Here is a 22,825-nt window from a genome sequence, read left to right on the forward strand (position 1 = left end):
GCACGCAGGTACATCCGTACGTACGCATGAGGGCACGTCCGCATGTCCGCACGGCCGGGGGCCGGGAAGCCGGATCCGATCCCGGACTCCGGAACCCCGAGAAGGACGGACCCCAGGTGATCACCCCTGCCCCGACGCCAACCGCCCCGACCGCACGCGCGGCACGCCCCGCCGCCACCGACCCGGACCAGGCACATCGCGAACACTCCATAACCACCTGGGCACTTGCCGGCCGCGGCGGTGACGCCGAGGCCGTCGACCTCTTCGTGCGCGCGCTGCACAGGGACGTCCGCCATTACGTGACGTACCTCGGTGCCGACCCGCAGGCCGCGGACGACCTGACGCAGGAGACCTTCCTGCGGGCGCTGGGGAGTCTGCACCGGTTCGAGGGGCGTTCCTCGGCCCGGACCTGGCTGCTGTCCATCGCGCGCCGCGCGGTCGTCGACAGCATCAGGTACAGCTCCTGCCGCCCGCGGCTCTCCGACACCGGCGACTGGGAGGCGGCCGCCGAACGCACCCAGCCCCGCGACCTGCCCGGCTTCGACGACGGCATCGCGCTCGGCGAACTCCTCGCCGCACTGCCGGAGAACCGCCGGGAGGCGTTCGTGCTCACCCAACTCCTGGGCCTGCCCTACGCGGAGGCGGCCAGCGTCAGCGACTGCCCGGTGGGCACGGTGCGTTCCCGGGTCGCCCGCGCCCGTACCTCCCTGATCGCCTGGCTGGACGAGGCCGAGCAGGCGGCCCCGGCGCGGTCCGCGGCGTAGGCCCCGCGCCGCGGTTCACCCGGGAAAGCGCCCTGTCCGGTACGAGAGCGGGCAGTGACAGGGAAATGACCGGTTGGGGCGCTCGGCCGGGGACTCGCGCCCGGCCGAGCGCCCCAACCCCCGCTTCGACCTCAACTCCCCTGTCACTACGCTCCCTTCACCGCGCGGACACCGGAATCGGTACGGAATACGGCCGAATTGACGGGGCGAGGGCGACGCCCTTTGCCCGGACATCGAGAACGGCACGGCGGCGACTTCGTACCCGGACTCAGACGCGCACAACACCGTTGCTCCGTCAAAGAGTTGGGCGCACATCCCCGCCCACGCCCGTGTGAGCTGTGCCACAATGTCACCCGCGTCATGAGGTGTGCCGGCGCCGTAGAGGTCCCGATGCCCACGCATCCCGCCATCGCTCCCGCCGGGTGCCGGAGAACTTTCGCCGAAGGTTCCGTGAGAAGCGGGAAAACGGAATTATTCCTTCCGTGTGATTACGCGTTCGGCCCTGGTCCTCGGTGGCCCTCTGGCCTCCAACTTCCTTGCTGAGTAGGGGAGTTGAGACCCTGTCCGGGATATGGAACGATGCTCCCTCTTGTCAGGGAGATGTCCTTGATTGATCCCCTAGGTGTCGAAATGCTGGCGAGGTGAAAAATAAAATGGCCTCGGGGACCCCAGCGCGCGCATCTCGATGAGGCAACGGATGTTTGCGACCGCCGAGTCCCCGTCGGTAGGTTTTCGGCACCCCGGACAACTGTCCTGGTTGAACGCGCATCCATCGCAACTGGCTTCCCAGCAACTGGTCGAGCGCAGCTTGGATTTTCAGTTCCAAAGTCAATGGGAGTAATGGATATGAGCGCCCCCGCGTCCGCCGAAGAAATTGCCGGCAACCGCGAAGCGAACCGACGTATCGTCGAGCAGTACATGAACACCCGTGGTCAGGACCGCCTGCGCCGCCACGAGCTGTTCACCGAGGACGGCCAGGGTGGTCTGTGGACCACCGAGACCGGCGAGCCCATCGTGATCAGTGGCCGCGACCGTCTCGGTGAGCACGCCGTCTGGTCCCTGAAGTGCTTCCCCGACTGGGCCTGGGTCGACATCGAGATCTTCGACACCCAGGACCCCAACCAGTTCTGGGTCGAGTGCAACGGCCGCGGAAAGATCATTTTCCCCGGCTACGAGGAGGGGTTCTACGAGAACCACTTCATCCACTACTTCCGTTTCGAGGACGGAAAGATCCGGCTCCAGCGTGAATTCATGAACCCGTGCCAGCAGTTCAAGGCCCTCGGCATCGAGGTGCCGCGCGTGAAGCGTGAAGGCATACCCACCTGAGCCGGGCCCGTGGCTGCACGGGTCGTCATTCACAAGTCTGCGGGGGAAGAGTTCGTGAATAATTCAGGGTTCTTAGACCGAGGCCTTCCCGCTGCCCAGCAGCCGGAATGGGAGCATCCGCATCAGGTTGCTCAGGTCCGCAATGTTCTGTCGGCGACCGACGCTCTCGTCAGTCCCGAACAGATCCTCGCGTTGCGGGAGTCGCTCGCCGATGTCGCCAGGGGTGAGGGTCTGGTTCTCCAGGCCGGCGACTGTGCCGAGCACCCGGACGAGTGCGGCGAAGCGCACATCGCCGCGAAGGCCGGTCTCGTCAACCGGCTCGCCGAGGCACTCGGCGAGCAGCCGGGGGTTCCGGTCCTGCGGGTGGGCCGGATCGCCGGACAGTTCGCGAAGCCTCGCTCCAAGCCCACCGAAGAGATCGACGGCCTTGTGCTGCCCGCCTACCGGGGGCACATCGTCAACGCCCCCGAGGTCGACGAGCACAGCCGTCGGCCCGATCCGCTGCGCATGCTGATGTGCTTCATGGCCTCGCGCGAGGCGATGCAGCACCTCGGCTGGCGGCAGGGCGGCGACTGGGCCACTCGCGCGCCCGAGGACCGCGTGTGGTCCAGCCACGAGGCCCTGCTCATCGACTACGAGGAGCCGCAGCTCCGCAAGCTCGACGACGGCAGGCTCTGGCTGAGCTCCACCCACTGGCCGTGGATCGGTGAGCGCACCCGTCAACTCGACGGTGCCCACGTGGAGTTGCTGTCCAAGGTCGTCAACCCGGTCGCCTGCAAGGTCGGCCCCACGATGACCCCCGACGAGCTGCTCGAACTGTGTGCCCGTCTGGACCCGGAGCGCGAGCCCGGTCGCCTGACGCTCATCGTGCGGATGGGCGCCGAGCAGATCGGCGAGCGACTTCCGGCCCTCGTCCGCGCCGTCCGGGACAACGGCCACCCGGTGCTGTGGTTCATCGATCCGATGCACGGCAACACGGTGAAGCTTGCGGACGGCACCAAGAGCCGTGATGTGACGACCGTCTCCGACGAGGTGCGGCAGTTCCTGTCGTGTCTGGCCGAGGCGGGCGTCAGGGCGCACGGGCTGCACCTGGAAGCGAGCCCGTACGCGGTCGGCGAGTGCTTCGGCGGTTTCGGACCGCGCTCGGCGCCCGGCACGCACGGAACCGGCATGCCGAGTCTGTGCGACCCGCGGCTGGACCCGGACCAGGCCGCCGAGGTCGTGGCGGCGTGGTCGGACGTCCAGGCCGCACCCGCAGCTTCCGCTCTCAGCAAGGGGTAGAGGACTTGACCACATCTCTTCGCGTCGAACCGTACGACCTTCCCAGCAGGGAAGATCTCCCGGTCGGCCCGGTCGACTGGCAGGTGAGCCCGGAGCGGGCCGTCCTGCTCATCCACGACATGCAGACCTACTTCCTGGAGCCGCTGGGCCAGGACATGCGCAGCCGCCTGGTCGACAACGCGGCCGCACTGCGCAAGGTCTGCGTGGAGCGGGGGATGCGGGTCGCCTACACCGCTCAGCCCGGTCGTATGACCGAACAGGACCGCGGACTGCTCCGCGACTTCTGGGGACCGGGGATGACCAGCTCCGAGGCCGACCGCTCCATCGTGGCCGAACTGGCCCCGCAGGCCTCGGACTGGAACCTCGTCAAGTGGCGCTACAGCGCCTTCTTCCGCACCGATCTGCTCCAGCGCATGCGGGAGGAGGGCCGTGACCAGCTGCTCATCGCCGGTGTGTACGGACACGTCGGCATCCTCACCACGGCGCTGGAGGCGTACACCAACGACATCCAGGTCTTCCTGGCCGCGGACGCCATCGGCGACTTCTCGGCCGAGCACCACCGGATGACGCTGGAGCACGCGGCGCGTGTCTGCGCCAAGGTCTCGGACGTGGACGGACTGGTGGCATGAGCATCGACAACGAGCCAACCGGGGCGCACGGCCACAGACCGGCCGATCTCCTCCAGGCCGTACTCGACGGCTCGGTCCGGGACTTCGCGCTGATCTGCCGCGACGGCGAGCACGGCCGCCGCGTACAGGTCCTCACCGGCGAGGTCGGCCACCACGAGTCGCTCGACGCGCTCGACCTCGGAGCCCGCGGCGGCGCGTCCGCGGGCGCCGGGGCGGACGGCAGCGACGTACTGGTGGTGGTGCCCTACCGCCAGCTCGCCGAGCGCGGCTACCCCGCGCCCGACGACGGCACCCCGCTCATCGCCATGACCGTGCAGCAGCAGGAGCACCACGCGGTGGCCTCGGTCCTGGACCGGCTGCCCCAGCACGCGGTGCGGCTGGCCAACGGGCGCTTCGAGCCCGACGACGCGGCGTACGCGCAGACCGTCAAGTCGGTCATCGCCGACGAGATAGGCACCGGCGAGGGCGCCAACTTCGTCATCAAGCGCACCTACCTCGCCGACATCACCGGCTACCGCCCCGAGCAGGCGTTCTCCGTCTTCGGCGAACTCCTGTCCCGGGAGCGCGGCGCGTACTGGACCTTCCTGGTGCAGACCCGCGACGCGACCCTGATCGGCGCCTCGCCCGAGCGTCACGTCAGCCTGGCCGACGGCGTCGCCACCATGAATCCGATCAGCGGCACCTACCGCTACCCGGACGGCGGCCCGACCCTGGCCGGTCTGACCGAGTTCCTCGCCGACCGCAAGGAGGCCGAGGAGCTGTACATGGTGGTGGACGAGGAACTGAAGATGATGTGCCGGGTCTGCGAGCCCGGCACGGTGCAGGTGAACGGCCCGCATCTCAAGGAGATGGCGAAGGTCGCGCACACCGAGTACCACATCACCGGAACCTCCGGCGCGGACATCCCCGAGGTGCTGCGCGCCACCATGTTCGCGCCCACCGTCACCGGCAGCCCGGTGGAGAGCGCGGCCCGCGTGATCCAGCGCTACGAGCCCGAGGGCCGCGGCTACTACAGCGGCATCATCGGCCTGGCCGGCACCGACGAGCAGGGCCGGCGCACCCTCGACTCCGCGATCCTCATCCGTACCGCCGTCCTGGAGCCCACCGGCAAGGTGGCCATCTCGGTCGGCTCCACCCTGGTACGCCACTCCGACCCGCAGGGCGAGGTGGCCGAGACCCGGGCCAAGGCGAAGGCGCTCCTGGAGGCCTTCGGCGAGCGTGCGCAGGGGAGTTCACCCGCGCAGGACCCGCGGATCCTCGACTCGCTCAAGAGCCGCAACGACGGCATCGCCGGGTTCTGGGTCGGACAGGACGCGGGCCGCGGCGTCACCTCCTCGCTGCTCGAAGGGCGCAAGGCCCTGGTGATCGACGCCGAGGACACCTTCACCTCGATGCTCGACCACCAGCTGCGCGCACTGGGCCTCTCGGTCACCGTGCGCCGCTTCGACGAGACCTTCGAGGTCCGCGACCACGACGTGGTCCTGGTCGGCCCCGGCCCCGGTGACCCGCTGGCCACCGAGCACCCGAAGATCGCCGCCCTGGACAAGGTGGTCGGTGAACTCCTCGCCGAGCGGCACCCGTTCGTCGCGGTCTGCCTCAGCCACCAGGTCCTGTCCCGGCGGCTCGGCCTGCCGCTGGTCCGCCGCGAGCGCCCGAACCAGGGCACCCAGCGGCAGATCGACCTGTTCGGTTCGCCGGAGCGGGTCGGCTTCTACAACACCTTCGAGGCCCGCAGCGCGACCGCGAACTGGACCGGCCCGGACGGCGAGCAGGTCGAGATCAGCCGCAACCCGGACACCGACGAGGTGCACGCGCTGCGCGGCGACCGATTCGCCTCGCTGCAGTTCCACGCGGAGTCCCTGCTGACCGTCGACGGTCCGCGGATCCTGACCGACATGTTCGAAGGGGTGCTCGCACCATGAAGATGGAGATCGCCTGGTGGGACCTGGACGGGTCCCCCGCCACCGTGGAGAGCCTCGAAAAGCACCTGAGCGAGGACGGCGTCGCCCACAACTGGCAGTCCGTGGAGGGACTTCGGGAGAAGTTCTGGATCGCCGACCCGGAGGGCAAGCGCTGGGGCGCGGTCATGGTCTGGGACCAGGAGCGCCCGGCCGACCTGCCCGAGAACCTGGCCGCCGCGCTCATCGGCGCCCCGATCAGCCACCGGGACCGCTTCGACGTCCAGGCCACCGTCCGCGGCGAGGGCCTGCTGCGGGTCCGTGACCGCGCGCACCGCTACGTCGTGGTCGACGCCTTCGCCACCGAGGTGCTGCGCGGCAACCCGGTCGCCGTGTTCTGGGACGCGGACGACCTGACCTCCGACCAGATGCAGCGCATCGCCAAGGAGATGAACCTCTCCGAGTCGGTGTTCCTGCTGTCGCCGACCGTCGAGGACGCGGACGTACGCACCCGTATCTTCACGCCGGTCAACGAACTCCCGTTCGCCGGGCACCCGTTGCTCGGTACCGCCGTCGCGGTCGGCCTCGACCGCCGCGCGGACCACCTGCGCTTCGAGACCAAGATGGGCGTCGTGCCCTTCGAGGTCGACCGCACGCCCGCCGAGCAGTTCGGCGGCGGCGTCGCGTACATCTCGATGGAGCAGCCGATACCGGTCCACGAGCCCTACGAGCACGCCGAGGCGCTGCTTGAGGCACTCGGCATCGACTCCTCCACGCTGCCGGTGGAGATCTACCGCAACGGCCCCCGGCACGTCTTCGTCGGACTGCCCGACGCCGACGCGCTCGCCGCGCTGCACCCCGACCACCGGGCCCTGTCCGCCTTCCCGGACATGGCCGCCAACTGCTTCGCCCCCGAGGGCGAGCGCTGGCAGACCCGGATGTTCTCGCCCGCCTACGGCGTGGTCGAGGACGCGGCCACCGGCTCGGCGGCCGGCCCCCTCGCCATCCACCTGGCCCGGCACGGACTCGTGGAGTACGGCAAGACCATCGAGATCCACCAGGGTGTCCAACTCGGCCGCCGCGCGGTGATGTTCGCCGAGGCCACGCTGAAGGACGACAGCACCGAGCTCGACCGGGTGCGGGTGAGCGGGCACGGCACCGTCGCCTCCGAAGGCACCATCCACATCTGACCGGACCTGAACGGAAGCGTCATGAGCAGCGTCTACGAGAGTCTGACCGGGTCGGTCGACCTGCCCTTCCCCGAGTACGACAACCCGCCGCCGAGCCCGATGGGCCTGGCGAAGCAGTGGACGGACCACGCCCGCGAGGTGGGTGTGCGCGAGCCCATGTCGCTGGCCCTGTCCACCGTGGACGGCGAGGGCCGCTTGTCCAGCCGGATCTGCCAGATCATCGAAGTCGCCGAGGGCGGGCTGCTGTTCACCACGCACAGCACCAGCCGCAAGGGCCGCGAGATCGCCGAGAGCGGCCGGGCGACCGGGTTGTTCTACTGGCGCGAGACGGGCCAGCAGCTGTGTGTCTCGGGCCCGGTCGTCCAGCTCGACGACGCCGCCCACGACAAGTGGTGGATGGCCCGCGACCACCGGCTGCACACCATGACCGTCGCCTCCCGGCAGAGCGACGTCCTCGACGACCCGGCGGCGCTGCTCACCGAGGAGCGCCGCCAGGCCGAGATCGCCGGCGGCGGCCCGCTGCCGCGCCCCGACCGGTTCGTCGCGTACCAACTCCAGCCGGAATCGGTCGAGTTCTGGAACGCCGCCGCCTCCCGACTGCACCGCCGCCTGCGCTACGAGAAGCAGGACGGCGGCACCTGGAACGTCGTCAAGCTTGAGCCGTAGTCGACGAACTCCCCACGCGAGGCCGCCTTTTGAGGGGGCGGCCCCGCGTCCGTCGCGCCCGCCCCGCACCGAGGCACCTCTCTCCTCCACCGCATGATTCGAAAGGCCGAGATGTCCAAGAAAGAGAACCAGCTCGACTCGATTGTCATCGGTGCCGGTTTCGCCGGCATCTACATGCTGCACAAGCTCCGCAACGAACTCGGCCTGAACGTACGGTCCTTCGAGCGAGGCTCCGGCATCGGCGGCACCTGGCACTGGAACCGCTACCCGGGCGCGGCCGCGGACGTCGACTCCATCGCGTACCGCTACTCCTTCGACAGCGCGCTGATCAAGGAGTGGAACTGGAAGACCCGCTACGCGCCGCAGGCGGAGATCCTGGCCTACCTGGAGCACGTGGTCGACCGGTACGAGCTGCGCGAGGACATCCAGCTCAACACCACCGTCGAGGCGCTGACCTTCGACGAGGCCACCAGCCTGTGGACGGTGCGCACGGACGACGGCGAGGAGTACACCGCCCGCTACGTGGTCGGCGCGCTCGGCCCGCTGTCGACCGCCAACTTCCCCGACATCGAGGGCCGCGAGAGCTTCGCGGGCACCCAGGTGCACACCGGCGCCTGGCCGCAGGAGCTGGACATCACCGGCAAGAAGGTCGGCGTGATCGGCACCGGTTCGACCGGTACCCAGTTCATCGGCGCCGCCGCCAAGATCGCCGACCACCTCACGGTCTTCCAGCGCTCCGCGCAGTACGTCGTGCCCGCGGGCGACGGACCGCTCAGCGAGGAGTTCCTGGAGGACTACCGCGAGAACCACGAGCAGTTCTGGAAGCAGGTCTTCAACTCCCGGGTCGCCTGTGGTTTCCAGGAGGCCGAGATTTCCGCGATGGCGGTTTCCGCCGAGGAACGCGAGCGGAAATTCCAGGAGAGCTGGGACGCGGGCAACGGATTCAATTTCATGTTCGGCACTTTCGCCGACATCGCCTTCAACCCGGAGTCGAACGAGGCCGCCGCTTCGTTCATCAGGTCGAAGATCAAGGAAATCGTGCGCGACCCGGAAACCGCGCGCAAGCTGATGCCGACCGATTACTACGCGAAGCGGCCGATCTGCAACACCGGTTACTACGAGTCCTACAACCGGGACAACGTGGCGCTCATCTCCACCAAGGAGAACCCGATCGTCAAGATCACCCCGAAGGGTGTGCAGACCGAGGACGGCACTGAGCACGAGGTCGACGTGCTCGTGTTCGCCACCGGTTACGAGGCGATGCAGGGCAGCTACAACAAGATCGACATCCGGGGCGCGGGCGGCCGCTCGCTGAAGGAGCACTGGGGCGAGGCTCCCAGCAGCTACCTGGGCGTGGCCACCAACGGATTCCCGAACCTGTTCACGGTCTTCGGCCCGAACAGCGTCTTCTCCAACCTGCCGCCGGCCCTGCAGACGCAGGTCGAGTGGATCTCCGACACCATCGGCGAGGCCCGCAAGCGTGGCGTCGGCCGGGTCGAGGCGACCGCCGCAGCGGAGGAGGAATGGACGGTGATGTGCCGTGAGATGGCCCAGCACAGCCTGTTCGCGCAGACCGACTCCTGGATCTTCGGCTCCAACATTCCCGGCAAGGAGCGCCGCACGCTCTTCTACTTCGGCGGAATCGCGGCCTACCGCGAGAAGCTGAAGGAGATCGTCAGCGCGGACTACGAGGGCTTCACCCTCGACGGGGAAGCCGCGCCGAGCGCGGTCTGACCGGCGCGGGCGCGTAGGCAGGGAGGCACCGTGGACACCGCGTCCGGCGTCGGAAGCTCCGTCGCCGGACACGGTGCCACGGTGCCGTCGTGTGCGAGGGCACCGCACCGGACAATCCGTATCCGGCAGTTGTACGCTCCGCACGGTCTTGTTCACTCAGGCGACATCCGTAATGATGGCGGATGCCCTTCCCGGCTTCGCCGGAGAGCCGCCGCAGTTGACAGTCCCTGCGTATTTCCTGTTTCGCGGCTTTTGTCTAAGGGATCCGAATTCACGCCGGGCGCGAGCATTTTCATGAGTCAATGGATGTGTGGCCCGGAAAATGGGAGCGTTGCTAGCTTCGGACGTATGACTGAAACCGTGATTCGCGCAGGCGACGACGTAGCGACCGTGATCAACGTCTTCGAAACCCAGCCGGACAAGCAGCAGGAACTTGTCGGTGTTCTCAACGAGGGACTCGACAAGGTTGTTCGGCACCGTCCGGGATTCGTCTCCGCGACGATTCTCGCCAGCAAGGACGGCAGCAAGGTCGTGAACTACGCCCAGTGGCGCAGCCCGGCCGACGCGCAGGCCACGTTCGGCGACCCGGCCGTTCAGGAGTACGGCAAGAAGGCCGCGGCGCTCGGTACCCCCGCGCCCGGTGTCTACTCCGTCGACTCGGTCACCCTCGCCCCCTGACCCTCGGTCCGCCCCACTTCCTTTTCCGCAGCGCACGTTCCGGCTCCACCCGTACGAGCGTCACCGGACTTCTTCCACACAGCTCATCCTGAAAGAAAGGCGAAAGCCGTCATGACCGAGGCAGCTACCCCCGGCATCGTCATCGCCGGGGCCGGGATCGGGGGTCTGGCCACCGCGCTCGCCCTGCACGCCCGAGGACTGAGCGTCACCCTCATCGAGGAAGCGAAGGAGATCCGGCCGCTCGGCGTCGGCATCAACATCCAGCCCGCGGCGATCGGTGAGCTGACCGCTCTCGGCCTCGGCGAGAAGCTGGCCGCCACCGGCATCGCCACCCGCGAACACCGCTACCTCGACCACAAGGGCAACACCCTGTGGACCGAGCCGCGCGGTATCGCCGCGGGCAACGACTTCCCGCAGTACTCGATCCACCGCGGCGAGTTGCAGATGATGCTCCTCGAAGCGGTGCGCGAACGGCTCGGCGACGACGCGATCCGTACGAACACCCGGGTGCGCGGCTTCGACCAGGACGCCGACGGGGTGCGGGTGCACCTGAGTTCACCCGTCGACGGCGACTCGACCATCGAGGCGTCCGTACTGCTCGGCGCGGACGGCATCCACTCGCCGATCCGCGCCCAGCTGCACCCGGAGGGCTCGCCGCTGCGCAAGACCGCCGTGCGGATGTGGCGCGGTCTGGCCGAGCTGCCCGAGTTCATCGACGGCCGGACGATGATCATCGCCTCCGACGACAACGCCAACCGCCTTGTGGCGTACCCCTGTTCGCGGCCGCACGCGGACCAGGGCAAGGTCCTGTTCAACTGGGTGTGCCTGGCTGCGGACCCGAAGTGGGACGGCGAGGTGCAGCTCACCCCGGGCCGTATCGAGGACGTCCTGGAGCACTTCAGCGACTGGGACTTCGGCTGGCTCGACGTCCCCGCGACCCTGAAGTCCAGCCCGCAGGTCATGCACCACATCATGGTCGACCGCGACCCGCTGGAGACCTGGGGCGAGGGCCGGGTCACCCTGCTCGGCGACTCGGCGCACCCGATGTACCCGATCGGTGCCAACGGCGGCACCCAGGCCATCCTCGACGGCATCACCCTCGCGAGGGAACTCGCCGAGGCGGGCGACGACATCCCTGCCGCCCTGCAACGCTACGAGAGCGTCCGGCGCCCGGCCACCAACGAGATCGTTACGGCCAACCGCAAGATGGACCGCTCCGAGCGCGATCTGGCGGGCACCAAGGGCGATGTGGCGGACGAACTGGAGACCATCACCACCGACTACCGGGACGTCGTCGAGAAGTCGCACGCCTAGACGCGTCCTCGAGCGGGCGCCGGTTCGCCCGGCCCCGCTCACCCCGGTCACCCCCACCTCTCCGCCCGGCGGGCCGGAATCCGGGCCGCCGCCGCCCCCAGTGGCACGGTTCCCGGCCGTGCCGCAGAACGAAAAGAAAGAAAGGCAGAGATGTCAGCCACCGCAGTCTCGGCCCGCGAGAAGTTGTCGCGGATCCTGACCGACACCAGTGAGGACGATCCGCAGCGTCCGCCACTGGGCACCCAGCTCAAGTACTACTTCTACATCCGCCGCCCCGAGTTCCTGCCCGGCCACATCCTGATCGGCCTCGCGCCGGCCATGCTGGCCGCCACCAGCTGGGACGAGTTCACCTCCGTGAACGCGGTGGTGGCGATCCTGTTCGCGATCGTCAACATGCAGCTGGCCGACCAGATCAACGCCCTGGCCGACCGCTGGGAGGACGCGGCGAACAAGTCGCGCCTGGCCACGGCCGTCTACGGCCTCGGCGTCAAGCGCGTGGTCGGTGACGTCATCGTCACCAGCCTCGTCTACATCGCCATGGCGGTGTTCCTGGCCGCGAAGACCGGGCACTGGGACCTGTTGCTGATCGTGGCGGCGGGCTGGGTCGTGGGCATGCAGTACTCGCTCCCGCCGTGGCACCTCAAGAGTGCCGGTGTCGGCCAGCTCTTCGGCCTGTACCTGTGGGTCTGGATCCCGATGCTGTTCGTGCTGCGCGCGTTCGACAACGAGCTGCAGTGGACCAACGTCGTGGCCACCGCCGCGCTGACGGTGATACTGGTCGCCCTCTTCACCACGAACCAGATCGAGGACTTCTTCGACGACGAGGAATTCGACGTACGGACATACGTCCGTGCCCTTGGCATCAAGAAGACGCTCGCCGTCCAGTCCACGATCCTGTGCGTCGCGTCCCTGGTGATCGTCGCTGCCGTGTGGCAGAACTCCGGCTTCAACTGGGGCATGATCCCGTTCCTCGCCGCGTGGCTGGTCTGCCAGGGATACATGTACTCCCTGTCCAAGGCCGCTGGAGCGCCGATCGAGAATGTGGTCGACAGCGTCAAGAAGAAGTCGCTTGTCGGCCCGTACTTGAGCATGCTGATGAGCAGCATGACCACTGTGGTGGGCATCGGGGTTCTCGCCTGACCGCATCCGACCGAGTCGGCCGGACCGGCGCTGGCATCGTCCAGCCCGGCCCGGCCGCCGCGGCCGTGCGGATGTGCGGCGCCGGGAAACAAGGCTCTTGAATATCGGTATGGACCACGCAGCAGACGCATCGGACGCGGTGAACCGTTCACCGCGGCAAGAGGCACGACCATCACTCGGCGAACGGCGCAGCGCACCACCCAGCAAGCCACGCAGCACGCCACTCAGCAAGCCAGGTAGACAACAAGGGGGGTTGAGCGCGTTGACTTCGCCGACGTCGGCACAGGGGCTGCCGAGGCACTTCGGTACTCGCCGTATCGGAATCGGGCGCGCACACGGCAAGATCATCCTGATCGGGGAGCACGCGGCCGTCTACGGCGCGCCCGCACTCGCCGGTCCGGTGCCTCAGTTGCCGGTGACAGCCAGCGTCGCACAGCTTCCCGATGCCGAAGGTGGTAGCGGGGAAGCGTCCTTCTCGGTCACCAGTGCGGTGACCGGAACCGTCGCGATGAAGGCAACAGACGGACTCCAGCGCCTTGTCGTGGAGTTCAAGGAACGTACCGAGGTCACCGACCAGCAGCACATCGACGTGGTCGTGGACTGCGAGATCCCGCTCGGCCGGGGCCTCGGCTCCAGCGCCGCCTGCGCCCGCGCGATCGTGCTCGGACTCGCGGACCTCTACGACCGTGAACTCGACGAGGACACCGTCTTCGAGCTGGTGCAGATCGCCGAGAACGTGGCCCACGGCCGGGCCAGCGGCGTGGACGCCCTCGCCACCGGCGCCCGGGCACCCTTCCTGTTCTCGGCCGGAACCGCCGACACATTGCCCACCGCCCGTGAAACGCCCATCGGCCTCGACGGTTTCCTCGTCATCGCCGACAGCGGCGAGGCGGGCGGGACCCGTGAGGCGGTGGAGATGCTGCGCGCCTCCTTCGGCCGCGAGGAGGGCTCCCAGGAGCGGTTTTTGACTCGCGCGAACGAACTGACCGGCGCGGCCGTACGCGACCTCGCCGAGGGCCGGGTGGCCGAGCTCGGCGAAAGCTTCACCGCCTACCACGAGCTGTTGCGCGCGGCGGCATTGAGCACGCAGCGCATCGACGCCCTGGTCGAGGCCGCACTGGCGGCCGGAAGCCACGGCGCCAAGATCAGCGGCGGCGGACTCGGCGGCTGCATGATCGCGCTGGCCGACGGGACGGACCAGGCGCGCCACATCGAGACCCGGCTGCGCGAGGCCGGTGCGGCGCGGACCTGGACCACGCCCCTGAAAAGGAGCACCGACCGTGCCAGCTAGCAGCTCAGAAAGCCCGGGCGGCCCAGCGAGGGCCAAGAGCCCCGCGAGCTCCCACCACTCGCCGAACACCGAGGAAGCACGCACCATGCAGGAGCCGGTCACCGAGGGCGGCGCGACCGCCGTCGCCCAGCCGAACATCGCCCTGATCAAGTACTGGGGCAAGCGCGACGAGCAGCTGTTCATCCCGATGACCAGCAGCCTGTCGATGACCCTGGACATCTTCCGGACCACCACGACGGTCCGCCTCGGCACCGAGGCCGACGTCGACAGCGTGGCCCTGAACGGCAAGGCCGCCTCGGGCGAGGCGGAGCGCCGGGTGCTCGTCTTCCTCGACCTGGTACGGGAGTTGGCCGGGCGCAAGGAACGCGCCGTGGTCGACACCCACAACGAGGCGCCGACCGGTGCGGGCGTCGCCTCCTCCGCGAGCGGCTTCGCCGCCCTGGCGCTCGCCGCCTCGGCCGCGTACGGCCTCGACCTGGACGCGCGGGCGCTGTCCCGGCTCGCCCGGCGCGGCTCCGGATCGGCCTCGCGGTCGGTCTACGGCGGCTTCGTGCAGTGGCACAAGGGCCAGGGCGAGGGCGCCGACGCCGACCTCTCCTCGTACGCGGAGCCGGTGCCGGTCGGCGACATCGACCCGGCCCTTGTGATCGCGCTCGTCGACGGCGGCCCCAAGTCCGTGTCCAGCCGCGCCGCGATGCGCAGCACCGTCGACACCTCGCCGCTGTACCAGGGATGGGCGGACTCCAGCGAGGGCGACCTGACCGAGATGCGACGGGCCCTGAGCCGCGGTGACTTCGAGGCGGTCGGCGAGATCGCGGAGCGCAACGCCCTCGGCATGCACGCCACCATGCTGGCCGCGCGTCCCGCCGTGCGCTACCTGTCCCCGGCCACCGTCACGGTGCTCGACCGGGTGCTCCAGCTCCGCGCCGACGGCATTCCCGCGTACGCCACCATGGACGCCGGACCCAACGTCAAGGTGCTCTGCCGCCGCGCGGACGCGGACCGGGTGGCCGAGGCCGTACGCGAGGCGATGACGGCCGGCTCGGTCGTGGTGGCCGGCAGCGGCCCCGGCGCGCGGCTGCTCACCGAGGGCGGCTGATGCCCGCCCAGCAAGCGGTGACACGGCGCGCACCGGGCAAGCTCTTCCTGCTCGGCGAGTACGCCGTCCTGGAGCCCGGCACCCCGTCGATCCTGATGGCGGTCGACCGGTACCTCGGCGTCACGGTGTCGGTGCCGGAGGAGGCCGACGGGCCGGACGGACCGGGGGACGGCGCGGACATCGTCGTCGTCACGGAGCTGCTGCCCGAACCGGCCCGGTTCACACGGCAGTTGGACGGCGAACCGCTCTGGTGCGGCCCCGCCGAGCAGGAGCAGAGCGCCCGCGCGGCGCTGGCACACATTCTCTCCGTCGTCGGCGTACTGGACGCGCTGCTGGCCGAGCACGGCCGGAAGGCACCCGCCTTCCGCCTCTCGGTGAGCAGCGAACTCCACGAGGGCGGAACGAAGTTCGGGCTGGGTTCGAGCGGTGCGGTGACGGTGGCCAGTGTCGCCGCCCTCGCCGCGTACTACGGACTCGACCTCACGCGGGACGAGCGCTTCCGGCTCGCCCTGCTGGCCACCGGGCGCCTCAACGCCAGTTCCTCCTGCGGGGATCTGGCGGCGAGCACCTTCGGGGGCTGGATCACCTACCGGGCGCCGGACCGGGCCGAGGTTGTCGCAATGGCGCGACAGCACGGCATCGGAGAGTCGCTGCGCGCCCATTGGCCGGGATACGAGGTACGGCCCCTGCCGTCACCGCCCGGCCTCAGTACCGAGATCGGCTGGACCGGCACACCCGCCTCCACCGACGCGCTGGTCTCGGGCCTCGGCAGGCGCAAATGGCGGGGCACCGCCGCCCATCGGGCCTTCGTGGCCGCGACGGACGAGTGCGTGCGGGCGTCGGTGAAGGCCATCGAACAGGGGGACCGCGACGAGTTGCTGGACCGGATCCGGAGCGCACGGACGACACTCGCCCAGCTCGACGAAGAGGTGGGGCTCGGTGTCTTCACCAGCAGGCTGACCGCGCTGTGCGAGGTCGCCGAGGAGCTGGGTGGTGCGGCGAAACCCTCCGGGGCGGGGGGCGGCGACTGCGGGATCGCGCTGCTGCCCGTCGAACGGGAGCCGGAAATCCGACAGTTGCGGACACGGTGGGCCGCCGCAGGGGTGCGTCATCTGCCCCTGCGTCCCGCCGAGGTAAGTACAACCGAAAGGAATGCGCGCAATGATCGCTGAACGCAAGGACGATCACGTCCGGCTCACCGTCGAGCAACAGCGTCGGCTCAGCGGGCAGAACGAGTTCGACGACGTCAGGTTCGTCCATCACGCTCTGGCCGGTATCGACCGCGACGATGTGTCACTGGCCACCAGCTTCGCCGGTATCGACTGGCAAGCGCCGATCTACATCAACGCGATGACCGGCGGCAGCGTCAACACCGGCGTCATCAACCGGGACCTGGCCATCGCCGCGCGCGAGACCGGCGTCGCGATCGCCACCGGTTCCGTGAGCGCCTTCTTCAAGGACCCGTCCTCGGCGGAGACGTTCAGTGTGATGCGCCGGGAGTACCCGGGCGGCTTCATCATGGGCAACGTCAACCTCAACGCCACCGCCGACCAGGCGCGCAAGGCCGTTGAGCTGCTTGAGGCCAACGCCCTCCAGATCCACCTGAACACGATCCAGGAGACCGCGATGCCCGAGGGCGATCGCGAGTTCTCGCACTGGCAGTCGCGGATCGAGGAGATCGTCACCGCCCTCGACGTTCCGGTGATCGTCAAGGAGGTCGGCTTCGGCCTCAGCCGCGAGACCATCGCCACCCTGCAGAAGCTCGGCGTGCACGTCGCCGACGTCGGCGGGCGCGGCGGCACCAACTTCGCCCAGGTGGAGAACGACCGCCGGGACGTCGCCGACTTCGGCTACCTCAACGACTGGGGCCTGTCCACCGCGGCCTGTCTCCTCGACGCCCAGGACGCGGGCATACCGGTACTGGCCTCCGGCGGCGTACGCAACCCGCTGGACGTGGCCCGCAGCCTCGCGCTCGGCGCCTCGGCGGTCGGTGCCTCCGGCGGTTTCCTGCGCTCGCTGATGGACGGCGGGGTCGACGCGCTGGTCAAGCACATCAACACCTGGCTGGACCACCTGTCGGCGATCATGACCGCACTGGGCGCCCGCACTCCGGCCGAACTGGCCCACTGTGATGTCCTTATCAAGGGCGAGCTGCGGGACTTCTGCGCCGATCGGGGCATCGAGACCGGGCCGCTGAGCAGGCGTTCGACGCGCCTGGCCGCCACCGAGCAGACGACGGGAAGCGCACGATGAGCGACATCACCACCGCCGGGGTCCCCATGAAGTGGGTGGGACCGATGCGGATCTCGGGCAACGTAGCCACCACCGAGGCCGAAGTCCCCCTGGCGACCTACGAAACCCCGCTGTGGCCGTCCGTCGGCCGGGGCGCGAAGATCTCCATGCTGACCGAGAAGGGCATCGTCGCCACCCTGGTGGACGAGCGGATGACCCGTTCCGTGCTCGTCGAGGCCGAGGACGCGCAGACCGCGTACGCGGCCGCGCAGCAGTTGGAACTGCGCTTCGAGGACCTGCAGAAGGTCGTCCGTACCTGCAGCCGGTTCGCCGAACTGGTCAAGGTGCGGCACGAGATCGCGGCCAACCTGATGTTCATCCGGTTCGAGTTCACCACCGGTGACGCCTCCGGACACAACATGGCCACCCTCGCCGCGGACGCCCTGCTGACCCACATCCTGCAGACGATCCCGGGCCTGTCCTACAGCTCGATCTCGGGCAACTACTGCACGGACAAGAAGGCCACCGCGATCAACGGCATCCTCGGCCGCGGCAAGAACGTCGTGACCGAACTGCTCGTCCCGCGCGAGATCGTGGAGAGCCGGCTGCACACCACGGCCGACAAGGTCGCCAAGCTGAACGTGCGCAAGAACCTGATCGGCACCCTCCTCGCGGGCGGCATCCGTTCGGCCAACGCCCACTTCGCGAACATGCTGCTCGGCTTCTACCTGGCCACCGGCCAGGACGCGGCCAACATCGTCGAGGGCTCGCAGGGCGTCACCTTCGCCGAGGACCGCGACGGCGACCTGTACTTCTCCTGCACCCTGCCGAACCTGATCGTGGGCACCGTCGGCAACGGCAAGGGCATCGACTTCGTCGAGGAGAACCTGATCCGGCTCGGCTGCCGCGAGGAGCGCGAGCCGGGCGAGAACGCGCGGCGCCTGGCCGTGCTGTGTGCCGCGACCGTGCTCTGCGGTGAGCTCTCGCTGCTCGCCGCGCAGACCAACCCGGGCGAACTCATGCGCGCCCACGTCCAATTCGAACGCAAGAATTCTTCGACACAGGCCGGGGTGTAGCGGATGAGCGCAAACGGAAACCACACGCAGGGCGGCAACAACGGCAGCAACGCGACGGGCGGAACCGGCGGCGCGATAGCCGTCGGCATCGAGGACCTCTCCTTCGCCACCACGGAGTACGTCCTGCCGCACACCGAACTCGCCGCGTACAACGGCACCGAGATCGGCAAGTACCACCTGGGCATCGGCCAGCAGTCGATGAGCGTCCCGGCGGCCGACGAGGACATCGTCACGATGGCCGCGGCCGCCGCGGCGCCGATCGTGGCCCGGCACGGCGCGGGCCGCATCCGCACCGTCATCCTGGCCACCGAGTCCTCCATCGACCAGGCCAAGGCGGCCGGTGTCTACGCGCACTCGCTGCTCGGACTGCCCGCCGCGACCCGCGTGGTCGAGCTCAAGCAGGCCTGCTACGGAGCCACCGCCGCCCTCCAGTTCGCCATGGGCCTGGTCTACCGGAACCCCTCCGAGCAGGTCCTGGTCATCGCCAGCGACGTCTCCAAGTACGACCTCGACAGCCCCGGCGAGGCCACCCAGGGCGCCGCCGCCGCGGCCATCCTGGTGGGCGCCAACCCCTCCCTCCTGCGCATCGAACCGGCCTCCGGCCTGTTCACCGCCGACGTGATGGACTTCTGGCGCCCCAACTACCGCGACACCGCGCTTGTCGACGGCCAGGAGTCCATCTCCGCCTACCTCCAGGCCGTCGAGGGCTCCTGGAAGGACTACAGCGAGCAGGGCGGCCGTTCCCTGGAGGACTTCGCCGCCTTCTGCTACCACCAGCCCTTCACGAAGATGGCGTACAAGGCCCACCGCCACCTCCTCCACTACTGCGGCCACCCGGTCGAGAACGACGAGGTCGCCCGCGTCCTGGAACCGACCACCACGTACAACTCCGTGGTCGGCAACAGCTACACGGCCTCCCTCTACCTCGGCCTCGCCGCCCTCCTCGACAGCGACGCCGACCTGACCGACCGCGCCATCGGCCTCCTCAGCTACGGCTCCGGCAGCGTCGCCGAGTTCTTCGCCGCCACCGTCGTCCCCGGCTACCGCGCCCACCTGCGCACCAAGGCCCACCGCGAGGCGATCGACCGCCGCAAGCCCATCGACCACGCCACCTACCGGGAACTGCACCAGCGCTCCTTCCCGACGGACGGCGGGGACTACCCGGTACCGGCGCAGACGAGCGGCCCGTACCGGTTCTCGGCGCTCTCGGGCCACAAGAGGATCTACGAGCCGCGCTGAGCCCACCCGTAACCTCGCCGTCCAGGCCGCCCACACCCGGCGGTGGCCCCGGACCGCACCCATGACGTAGCTGAACGGCCCGGCCCACGTGGATCCGTGGGGGCGGGCCGTTTTGGTCGGTGTTTGGTGTGTTCGGTGTGGTTGGTGAGTTGTGGGTGGGCGATGAGTGGCGCAGGGGAGCGGGACCGTCCCGGACAGAGGTCTTGATCTAGGCCTTGGCCTGGACCATGACCAGCCGACTGTCGAATCCGGCGCGCCGGAGTCGCGCGTACGCGGCGTGGACCTCGTCCGGTACGTGCTGCTCGACGGCGAACCCCAACTTCGGGTACTCGATGACGCGTTGGAGGTCCCCGACAAGCATGTCCACCACCAGTTTCCCGTCACCGATGGCCTTCACGTAGTCGTCGAGCCCGAGCGGCTCCGAGGCGCATACGAGGTCGGCCTCGGGCCACAGCTTGCGGCATGTCGCATACGTACGACGTTCCATGTACGGCTTGGAGACCAGCAGCAGTGATTCGACGTCGACCCCGGCCCCGCTCAGGATCTCCCGCGAGAACCTGACGTTCTGGCCGGTGTTTCCGGCCCTGGGCTCGACGAGGATCGCGTCGTCGGGCACACCGACTTCCAGTGCGTGCTCGCGGTAGTGGACAGCCTCACCGCGCGGAAAGCGGGCCTTGGTCGTCGGACTGTTGCCTCCGCTGAACACGATCACCGGCACCAGACCGGCGCGGTACAGGTCGACGGCGGTGGTCGCGACTCCGAGGTCATGACTGCCGAAAACGATCGCCGCTGAGCAGGGGCTGGGCTTGTGGCCCATGAGGTGGTAGTCCCAGATCAGTTGGGCGTCGGCCCATTGCGCGGCAGTGATCGCGGGCTGTTCACGGTCCGCCACTCAAACTCCCCGGCTCGTCCCAACCGTCCTGTGCCCGAACTCAAGAGGCCTCAGGTGCCTGCATACCGCGAAGCATCACTGTCAACTGTGCTGAATCCGGGGAAGGTTGTGAAACTCCGATCACGCGGTAGCCCCAGCGAGCGTAGAGCGCTTGTACGCGACCATCCTGGTTTGCGGGGGACACCATGAGCGAGACGGCTTCTTCGTCCCGACTGGTGAGCAGTTCGTCGTGGATCTGCTGTGCGATCCCACGACGGCGGTACGGCTCCAGCACCATCATTTCCTTGACGGCGAGCGTCGGGACCGAGGTGATCTGTATGGGCGGCCGCGGGTCGGCGCGTCTCCACCAACGATCGTCCGCGGTGAGCGTGTTGGCGTATCCGTATCCGACGGGCTGCGCCCCCGCGTACGCGAGGACCGCCTCCCAACCGGGTTCGCGGCCGTGGCGGGCAAGACGTTCGGCATAGCGCTCGACGGAGTAGTGCGGGTTGTCGAGCTGTGCCTCGCGTACATCCGCGTACACATCGATCAGCGTGGACCACACAGTGTCGACATCGTGTGCGTGCACCATCACGATCGGGGCGTACTCCGCGCGACCTTCACCCTTCATCCGTCACCCCTTGATCAGCTGGCTATTGAAACCTGCAGGATTGTTCCAGTCGGAGGACGTCCTTGATCATTACGGCACAACGCGGAGAGTCGTCAGGAGGCTCTGTCTCCCCATACTCCTCATAGCCCCATTTCTCGTACAGAGCTTGCACTTTGGGGTGAGTGGAATCGACGAGAAGTGTCACGAAGTCGACCTCGACCTCGTGGAGCAGCGCGTCATGGAGCGGCTGGGCCCGGCCGGTGCCCTGCCATCGGGGCACCACCATCAGCTCGGACAGAGCGAAGATCCGGCCGCGCACACCCTTGGGGCGGCTCGCTCCTTTCCACCAGCCGCCCGGTTTGAACCTGGAGCCGTACGCGTAGCCGACCGGGCTGTCGTCCTCCCAGCCCGAAATACAGAGCCAGTCCTCGCGTCCGGACCACAGATCCACGAAGTACGAGAACCGTTCGCGTGAGTGGAACGGATCGGGAGCGTTCGCGTACACCTCGTCGTGGATGTCGAGGAGCAAGGAGCGGACGTCGGGTGCATCGGCGTGGGTGTAGCGCTTCAGGTCCATGTACGTGACTCCTCGGTCCAGGCCAGGACCTCAAGCCGCTTCGTGCCCGTGGCCTCGATGACTAGGCGTGTTCTGGTGAGGGTGTTCGTCGTGCGCTGCGAACCGGACGGCGGCGGCCTGGCCGGGCTAGTCCCGCGTGGCCCCCTCTGGCCAGACCACATTCACCGGGACACCAGCACTGTGCGCATGACCGACCACATCGCCCGTTCCTCCGTACCCTCGGGCGGGCTCTCCGTCCCAGACGGCGATCATCCGTTCCACCAGACCGACCATGAGCTCGCTGCCTGCCATGTGAGCCTCGGAGGTCGATTCGTGCATGCCCGTCGAATGCACCTTCGCGGCTCGCGCGAGGAGGGCGTCATACGTGGCGTGGTGGGACTGCGGCAGGGCCTCGCGGTACTGCTCCGCCGGAACAACGACCTCGACATGGCCGCCCAGTTCCAGTACCAGCTCGGCGAACCAGGCGTCGGGGCCGTCGGCGATGCAGGAAACTCCGCAGAGCATCGACGGATCGTAGGTTTGCAGCTCCGCCCGGAGCAGTTGCCGGACCGTCAGCTCGATGCTGTCTGACAGTCCCCGGTGACCGGTGATTCCGATGCGCACGGTGCCTCGTTTCTCTCCCTGTCTCTGTGAGTAGGCGCCGCTCGGGCTCGCGTTCGCGACCGTCCGGTATTGCCTCGGGCCCCTCCTTCGTGCACCCCGGCTTGGCCAAAGGTGGGGCTCAGGGAGCAGTCGGCGGAGCCGCGTAGTAGTCCCCGAGCATCTCGCCGGTCCAGGCTGGTTGACGTACCTCGCCTCGGGGGCCCATCTCCTCGAACCACGGTTTGATGTCGAGGACGGGCGTGCCGTCGACCGCATCCAGGTCTTCGACGTGCAGGTCGAGTCCGTCCACCTTCAGCAGACGGCACCGCGAGACGCCGAGCCGGTTCATGCGGAGCATGTTCCGGTGGCCGAAGGTGCCGACCTCGGGCCACTTGGGATTGTTCCTGGGGCGGCGGGCGCCGAGGTTGAGGTTCGTCAGGTCCGTGAGGTGGAAGTGGAAGACGACTTCGAGGTGCGAGAAGTCGCCCAGGTTCTTGGTGGATTCGGGGCTGAACCGCTCGGAGTCGATACGGATCACGGCCCGTGTGCCGCCCCAGTAGTCGTCCGTGGGCTCGATACGGCCACCGACGACGTGTGCGACGGGCTCGATCGGGATTGATCCGGCCAT

The 22,825-nt window shown here is 68.6% G+C and carries 22 protein-coding genes; 17 read left to right on the plus strand and 5 right to left on the minus strand.

Going from position 1 to position 22,825, the window contains the following annotated elements; all coding sequences use genetic code 11:
- Positions 1 to 209: 209 nt before the first annotated feature.
- The 17 genes from HUT18_RS18590 to HUT18_RS18670 all read left to right on the plus strand — a co-directional run bounded on the left by HUT18_RS18590 (position 210) and on the right by HUT18_RS18670 (position 19,557).
- Positions 210 to 764 (plus strand): sigma-70 family RNA polymerase sigma factor, encoded by a 555-nt coding sequence (locus HUT18_RS18590; protein WP_254879047.1) that lies wholly within the window; start codon positions 210 to 212, stop codon positions 762 to 764.
- Between the two features lie 846 nt (positions 765 to 1,610).
- Positions 1,611 to 2,090, plus strand: coding sequence for a PhzA/PhzB family protein (locus HUT18_RS18595; protein WP_254878687.1), 480 nt, complete (start codon positions 1,611 to 1,613; stop codon positions 2,088 to 2,090).
- Positions 2,091 to 2,144: 54 nt separating this feature from the next.
- A complete protein-coding gene (locus HUT18_RS18600; RefSeq protein ID WP_176101752.1) occupies positions 2,145 to 3,371 on the plus strand; it encodes a 3-deoxy-7-phosphoheptulonate synthase in 1,227 nt (408 codons plus the stop codon).
- 5 nt (positions 3,372 to 3,376) lie between these two features.
- Positions 3,377 to 4,000, plus strand: a complete 624-nt coding sequence (locus HUT18_RS18605) for an isochorismatase family protein (RefSeq protein ID WP_176101753.1) — start codon at positions 3,377 to 3,379, stop codon at positions 3,998 to 4,000.
- Positions 3,997 to 5,922 (plus strand): anthranilate synthase family protein, encoded by a 1,926-nt coding sequence (locus tag HUT18_RS18610; RefSeq protein WP_176101754.1) that lies wholly within the window; start codon positions 3,997 to 3,999, stop codon positions 5,920 to 5,922. Before HUT18_RS18605 ends, HUT18_RS18610 begins: the two co-directional genes overlap by 4 nt.
- The gene (locus HUT18_RS18615) at positions 5,919 to 7,088 is read left to right on the plus strand and encodes a PhzF family phenazine biosynthesis protein (RefSeq protein WP_176101755.1); all 1,170 of its coding nucleotides are present in this window, start codon (positions 5,919 to 5,921) and stop codon (positions 7,086 to 7,088) included. Before HUT18_RS18610 ends, HUT18_RS18615 begins: the two co-directional genes overlap by 4 nt.
- Before the next feature lie 21 nt (positions 7,089 to 7,109).
- Positions 7,110 to 7,754, plus strand: coding sequence for a phenazine biosynthesis FMN-dependent oxidase PhzG (gene phzG, locus HUT18_RS18620; protein WP_176101756.1), 645 nt, complete (start codon positions 7,110 to 7,112; stop codon positions 7,752 to 7,754).
- 111 nt (positions 7,755 to 7,865) lie between these two features.
- Positions 7,866 to 9,488, plus strand: coding sequence for an NAD(P)/FAD-dependent oxidoreductase (locus HUT18_RS18625; RefSeq protein ID WP_176101757.1), 1,623 nt, complete (start codon positions 7,866 to 7,868; stop codon positions 9,486 to 9,488).
- A gap of 348 nt (positions 9,489 to 9,836) precedes the next feature.
- Complete coding sequence (locus HUT18_RS18630; protein WP_176101758.1) at positions 9,837 to 10,166, plus strand: putative quinol monooxygenase; 330 nt, start codon at positions 9,837 to 9,839, stop codon at positions 10,164 to 10,166.
- Between the two features lie 111 nt (positions 10,167 to 10,277).
- Positions 10,278 to 11,480: a flavin-dependent oxidoreductase gene (locus HUT18_RS18635; RefSeq protein WP_176101759.1), complete on the plus strand. Its 1,203-nt coding sequence runs from the start codon at positions 10,278 to 10,280 to the stop codon at positions 11,478 to 11,480.
- A 150-nt stretch (positions 11,481 to 11,630) separates the two neighbouring features.
- The gene (locus HUT18_RS18640; RefSeq protein WP_176101760.1) at positions 11,631 to 12,620 is read left to right on the plus strand and encodes a UbiA family prenyltransferase; all 990 of its coding nucleotides are present in this window, start codon (positions 11,631 to 11,633) and stop codon (positions 12,618 to 12,620) included.
- Between the two features lie 262 nt (positions 12,621 to 12,882).
- On the plus strand, positions 12,883 to 13,911 hold the full coding sequence (mvk, locus tag HUT18_RS18645; RefSeq protein ID WP_254878688.1) for a mevalonate kinase: 1,029 nt from the start codon (positions 12,883 to 12,885) through the stop codon (positions 13,909 to 13,911).
- Between the two features lie 85 nt (positions 13,912 to 13,996).
- A complete protein-coding gene (gene mvaD / locus HUT18_RS18650; protein WP_176101762.1) occupies positions 13,997 to 15,010 on the plus strand; it encodes a diphosphomevalonate decarboxylase in 1,014 nt (337 codons plus the stop codon).
- A complete protein-coding gene (locus HUT18_RS18655) occupies positions 15,010 to 16,182 on the plus strand; it encodes a phosphomevalonate kinase (protein WP_176101763.1) in 1,173 nt (390 codons plus the stop codon). The genes mvaD and HUT18_RS18655 overlap by 1 nt, the downstream gene beginning before the upstream one ends.
- The gene (fni, locus tag HUT18_RS18660; protein WP_176101764.1) at positions 16,172 to 17,263 is read left to right on the plus strand and encodes a type 2 isopentenyl-diphosphate Delta-isomerase; all 1,092 of its coding nucleotides are present in this window, start codon (positions 16,172 to 16,174) and stop codon (positions 17,261 to 17,263) included. Before HUT18_RS18655 ends, fni begins: the two co-directional genes overlap by 11 nt.
- The gene (locus tag HUT18_RS18665; protein WP_176101765.1) at positions 17,260 to 18,318 is read left to right on the plus strand and encodes a hydroxymethylglutaryl-CoA reductase; all 1,059 of its coding nucleotides are present in this window, start codon (positions 17,260 to 17,262) and stop codon (positions 18,316 to 18,318) included. Before fni ends, HUT18_RS18665 begins: the two co-directional genes overlap by 4 nt.
- A 3-nt stretch (positions 18,319 to 18,321) precedes the next feature.
- Positions 18,322 to 19,557 (plus strand): hydroxymethylglutaryl-CoA synthase, encoded by a 1,236-nt coding sequence (locus HUT18_RS18670; RefSeq protein WP_176101766.1) that lies wholly within the window; start codon positions 18,322 to 18,324, stop codon positions 19,555 to 19,557.
- Between the two features lie 208 nt (positions 19,558 to 19,765).
- On the opposite strand, the gene HUT18_RS18675 is transcribed toward HUT18_RS18670, so the two are convergent.
- From HUT18_RS18675 to HUT18_RS18695, 5 genes are all read right to left on the minus strand, one after another.
- Entirely contained in the window at positions 19,766 to 20,449 is a 684-nt protein-coding gene (locus HUT18_RS18675) for a YdcF family protein (RefSeq protein ID WP_368661537.1), read from the minus strand.
- A gap of 40 nt (positions 20,450 to 20,489) precedes the next feature.
- Positions 20,490 to 21,059 (minus strand): GNAT family N-acetyltransferase, encoded by a 570-nt coding sequence (locus HUT18_RS18680; protein WP_176101767.1) that lies wholly within the window; start codon positions 21,057 to 21,059, stop codon positions 20,490 to 20,492.
- 22 nt (positions 21,060 to 21,081) lie between these two features.
- A complete protein-coding gene (locus HUT18_RS18685) occupies positions 21,082 to 21,615 on the minus strand; it encodes a GNAT family N-acetyltransferase (protein WP_176101768.1) in 534 nt (177 codons plus the stop codon).
- Positions 21,616 to 21,741: 126 nt separating this feature from the next.
- Complete coding sequence (locus tag HUT18_RS18690; RefSeq protein WP_176101769.1) at positions 21,742 to 22,218, minus strand: hypothetical protein; 477 nt, start codon at positions 22,216 to 22,218, stop codon at positions 21,742 to 21,744.
- 118 nt (positions 22,219 to 22,336) lie between these two features.
- Positions 22,337 to 22,825 carry an SAM-dependent methyltransferase gene (locus tag HUT18_RS18695; protein WP_176101770.1) on the minus strand — a complete coding sequence of 163 codons (489 nt, stop codon included), beginning with the start codon at positions 22,823 to 22,825 and terminating at the stop codon, positions 22,337 to 22,339.

Origin of the sequence: Streptomyces sp. NA04227, assembly GCF_013364195.1 — a bacterium.
Lineage (GTDB): Bacteria > Actinomycetota > Actinomycetes > Streptomycetales > Streptomycetaceae > Streptomyces.

Coding starts and splice junctions, on each gene's coding strand:
- HUT18_RS18595 (WP_254878687.1), top strand. CDS start 1,611: ATGAGCGCCCCCGCGTCCGCCGAAGAAATTGCCGGCAACCGCGAAGCG.
- HUT18_RS18610 (WP_176101754.1), top strand. CDS start 3,997: ATGAGCATCGACAACGAGCCAACCGGGGCGCACGGCCACAGACCGGCC.
- HUT18_RS18615 (WP_176101755.1), top strand. CDS start 5,919: ATGAAGATGGAGATCGCCTGGTGGGACCTGGACGGGTCCCCCGCCACC.
- phzG (WP_176101756.1), top strand. CDS start 7,110: ATGAGCAGCGTCTACGAGAGTCTGACCGGGTCGGTCGACCTGCCCTTC.
- HUT18_RS18625 (WP_176101757.1), top strand. CDS start 7,866: ATGTCCAAGAAAGAGAACCAGCTCGACTCGATTGTCATCGGTGCCGGT.
- HUT18_RS18630 (WP_176101758.1), top strand. CDS start 9,837: ATGACTGAAACCGTGATTCGCGCAGGCGACGACGTAGCGACCGTGATC.
- HUT18_RS18635 (WP_176101759.1), top strand. CDS start 10,278: ATGACCGAGGCAGCTACCCCCGGCATCGTCATCGCCGGGGCCGGGATC.
- HUT18_RS18640 (WP_176101760.1), top strand. CDS start 11,631: ATGTCAGCCACCGCAGTCTCGGCCCGCGAGAAGTTGTCGCGGATCCTG.
- mvaD (WP_176101762.1), top strand. CDS start 13,997: ATGCAGGAGCCGGTCACCGAGGGCGGCGCGACCGCCGTCGCCCAGCCG.
- HUT18_RS18655 (WP_176101763.1), top strand. CDS start 15,010: ATGCCCGCCCAGCAAGCGGTGACACGGCGCGCACCGGGCAAGCTCTTC.
- fni (WP_176101764.1), top strand. CDS start 16,172: ATGATCGCTGAACGCAAGGACGATCACGTCCGGCTCACCGTCGAGCAA.
- HUT18_RS18665 (WP_176101765.1), top strand. CDS start 17,260: ATGAGCGACATCACCACCGCCGGGGTCCCCATGAAGTGGGTGGGACCG.
- HUT18_RS18670 (WP_176101766.1), top strand. CDS start 18,322: ATGAGCGCAAACGGAAACCACACGCAGGGCGGCAACAACGGCAGCAAC.
- HUT18_RS18680 (WP_176101767.1), bottom strand. CDS start 21,059: ATGAAGGGTGAAGGTCGCGCGGAGTACGCCCCGATCGTGATGGTGCAC.
- HUT18_RS18685 (WP_176101768.1), bottom strand. CDS start 21,615: ATGGACCTGAAGCGCTACACCCACGCCGATGCACCCGACGTCCGCTCC.
- HUT18_RS18695 (WP_176101770.1), bottom strand. CDS start 22,825: ATGGCCGGATCAATCCCGATCGAGCCCGTCGCACACGTCGTCGGTGGC.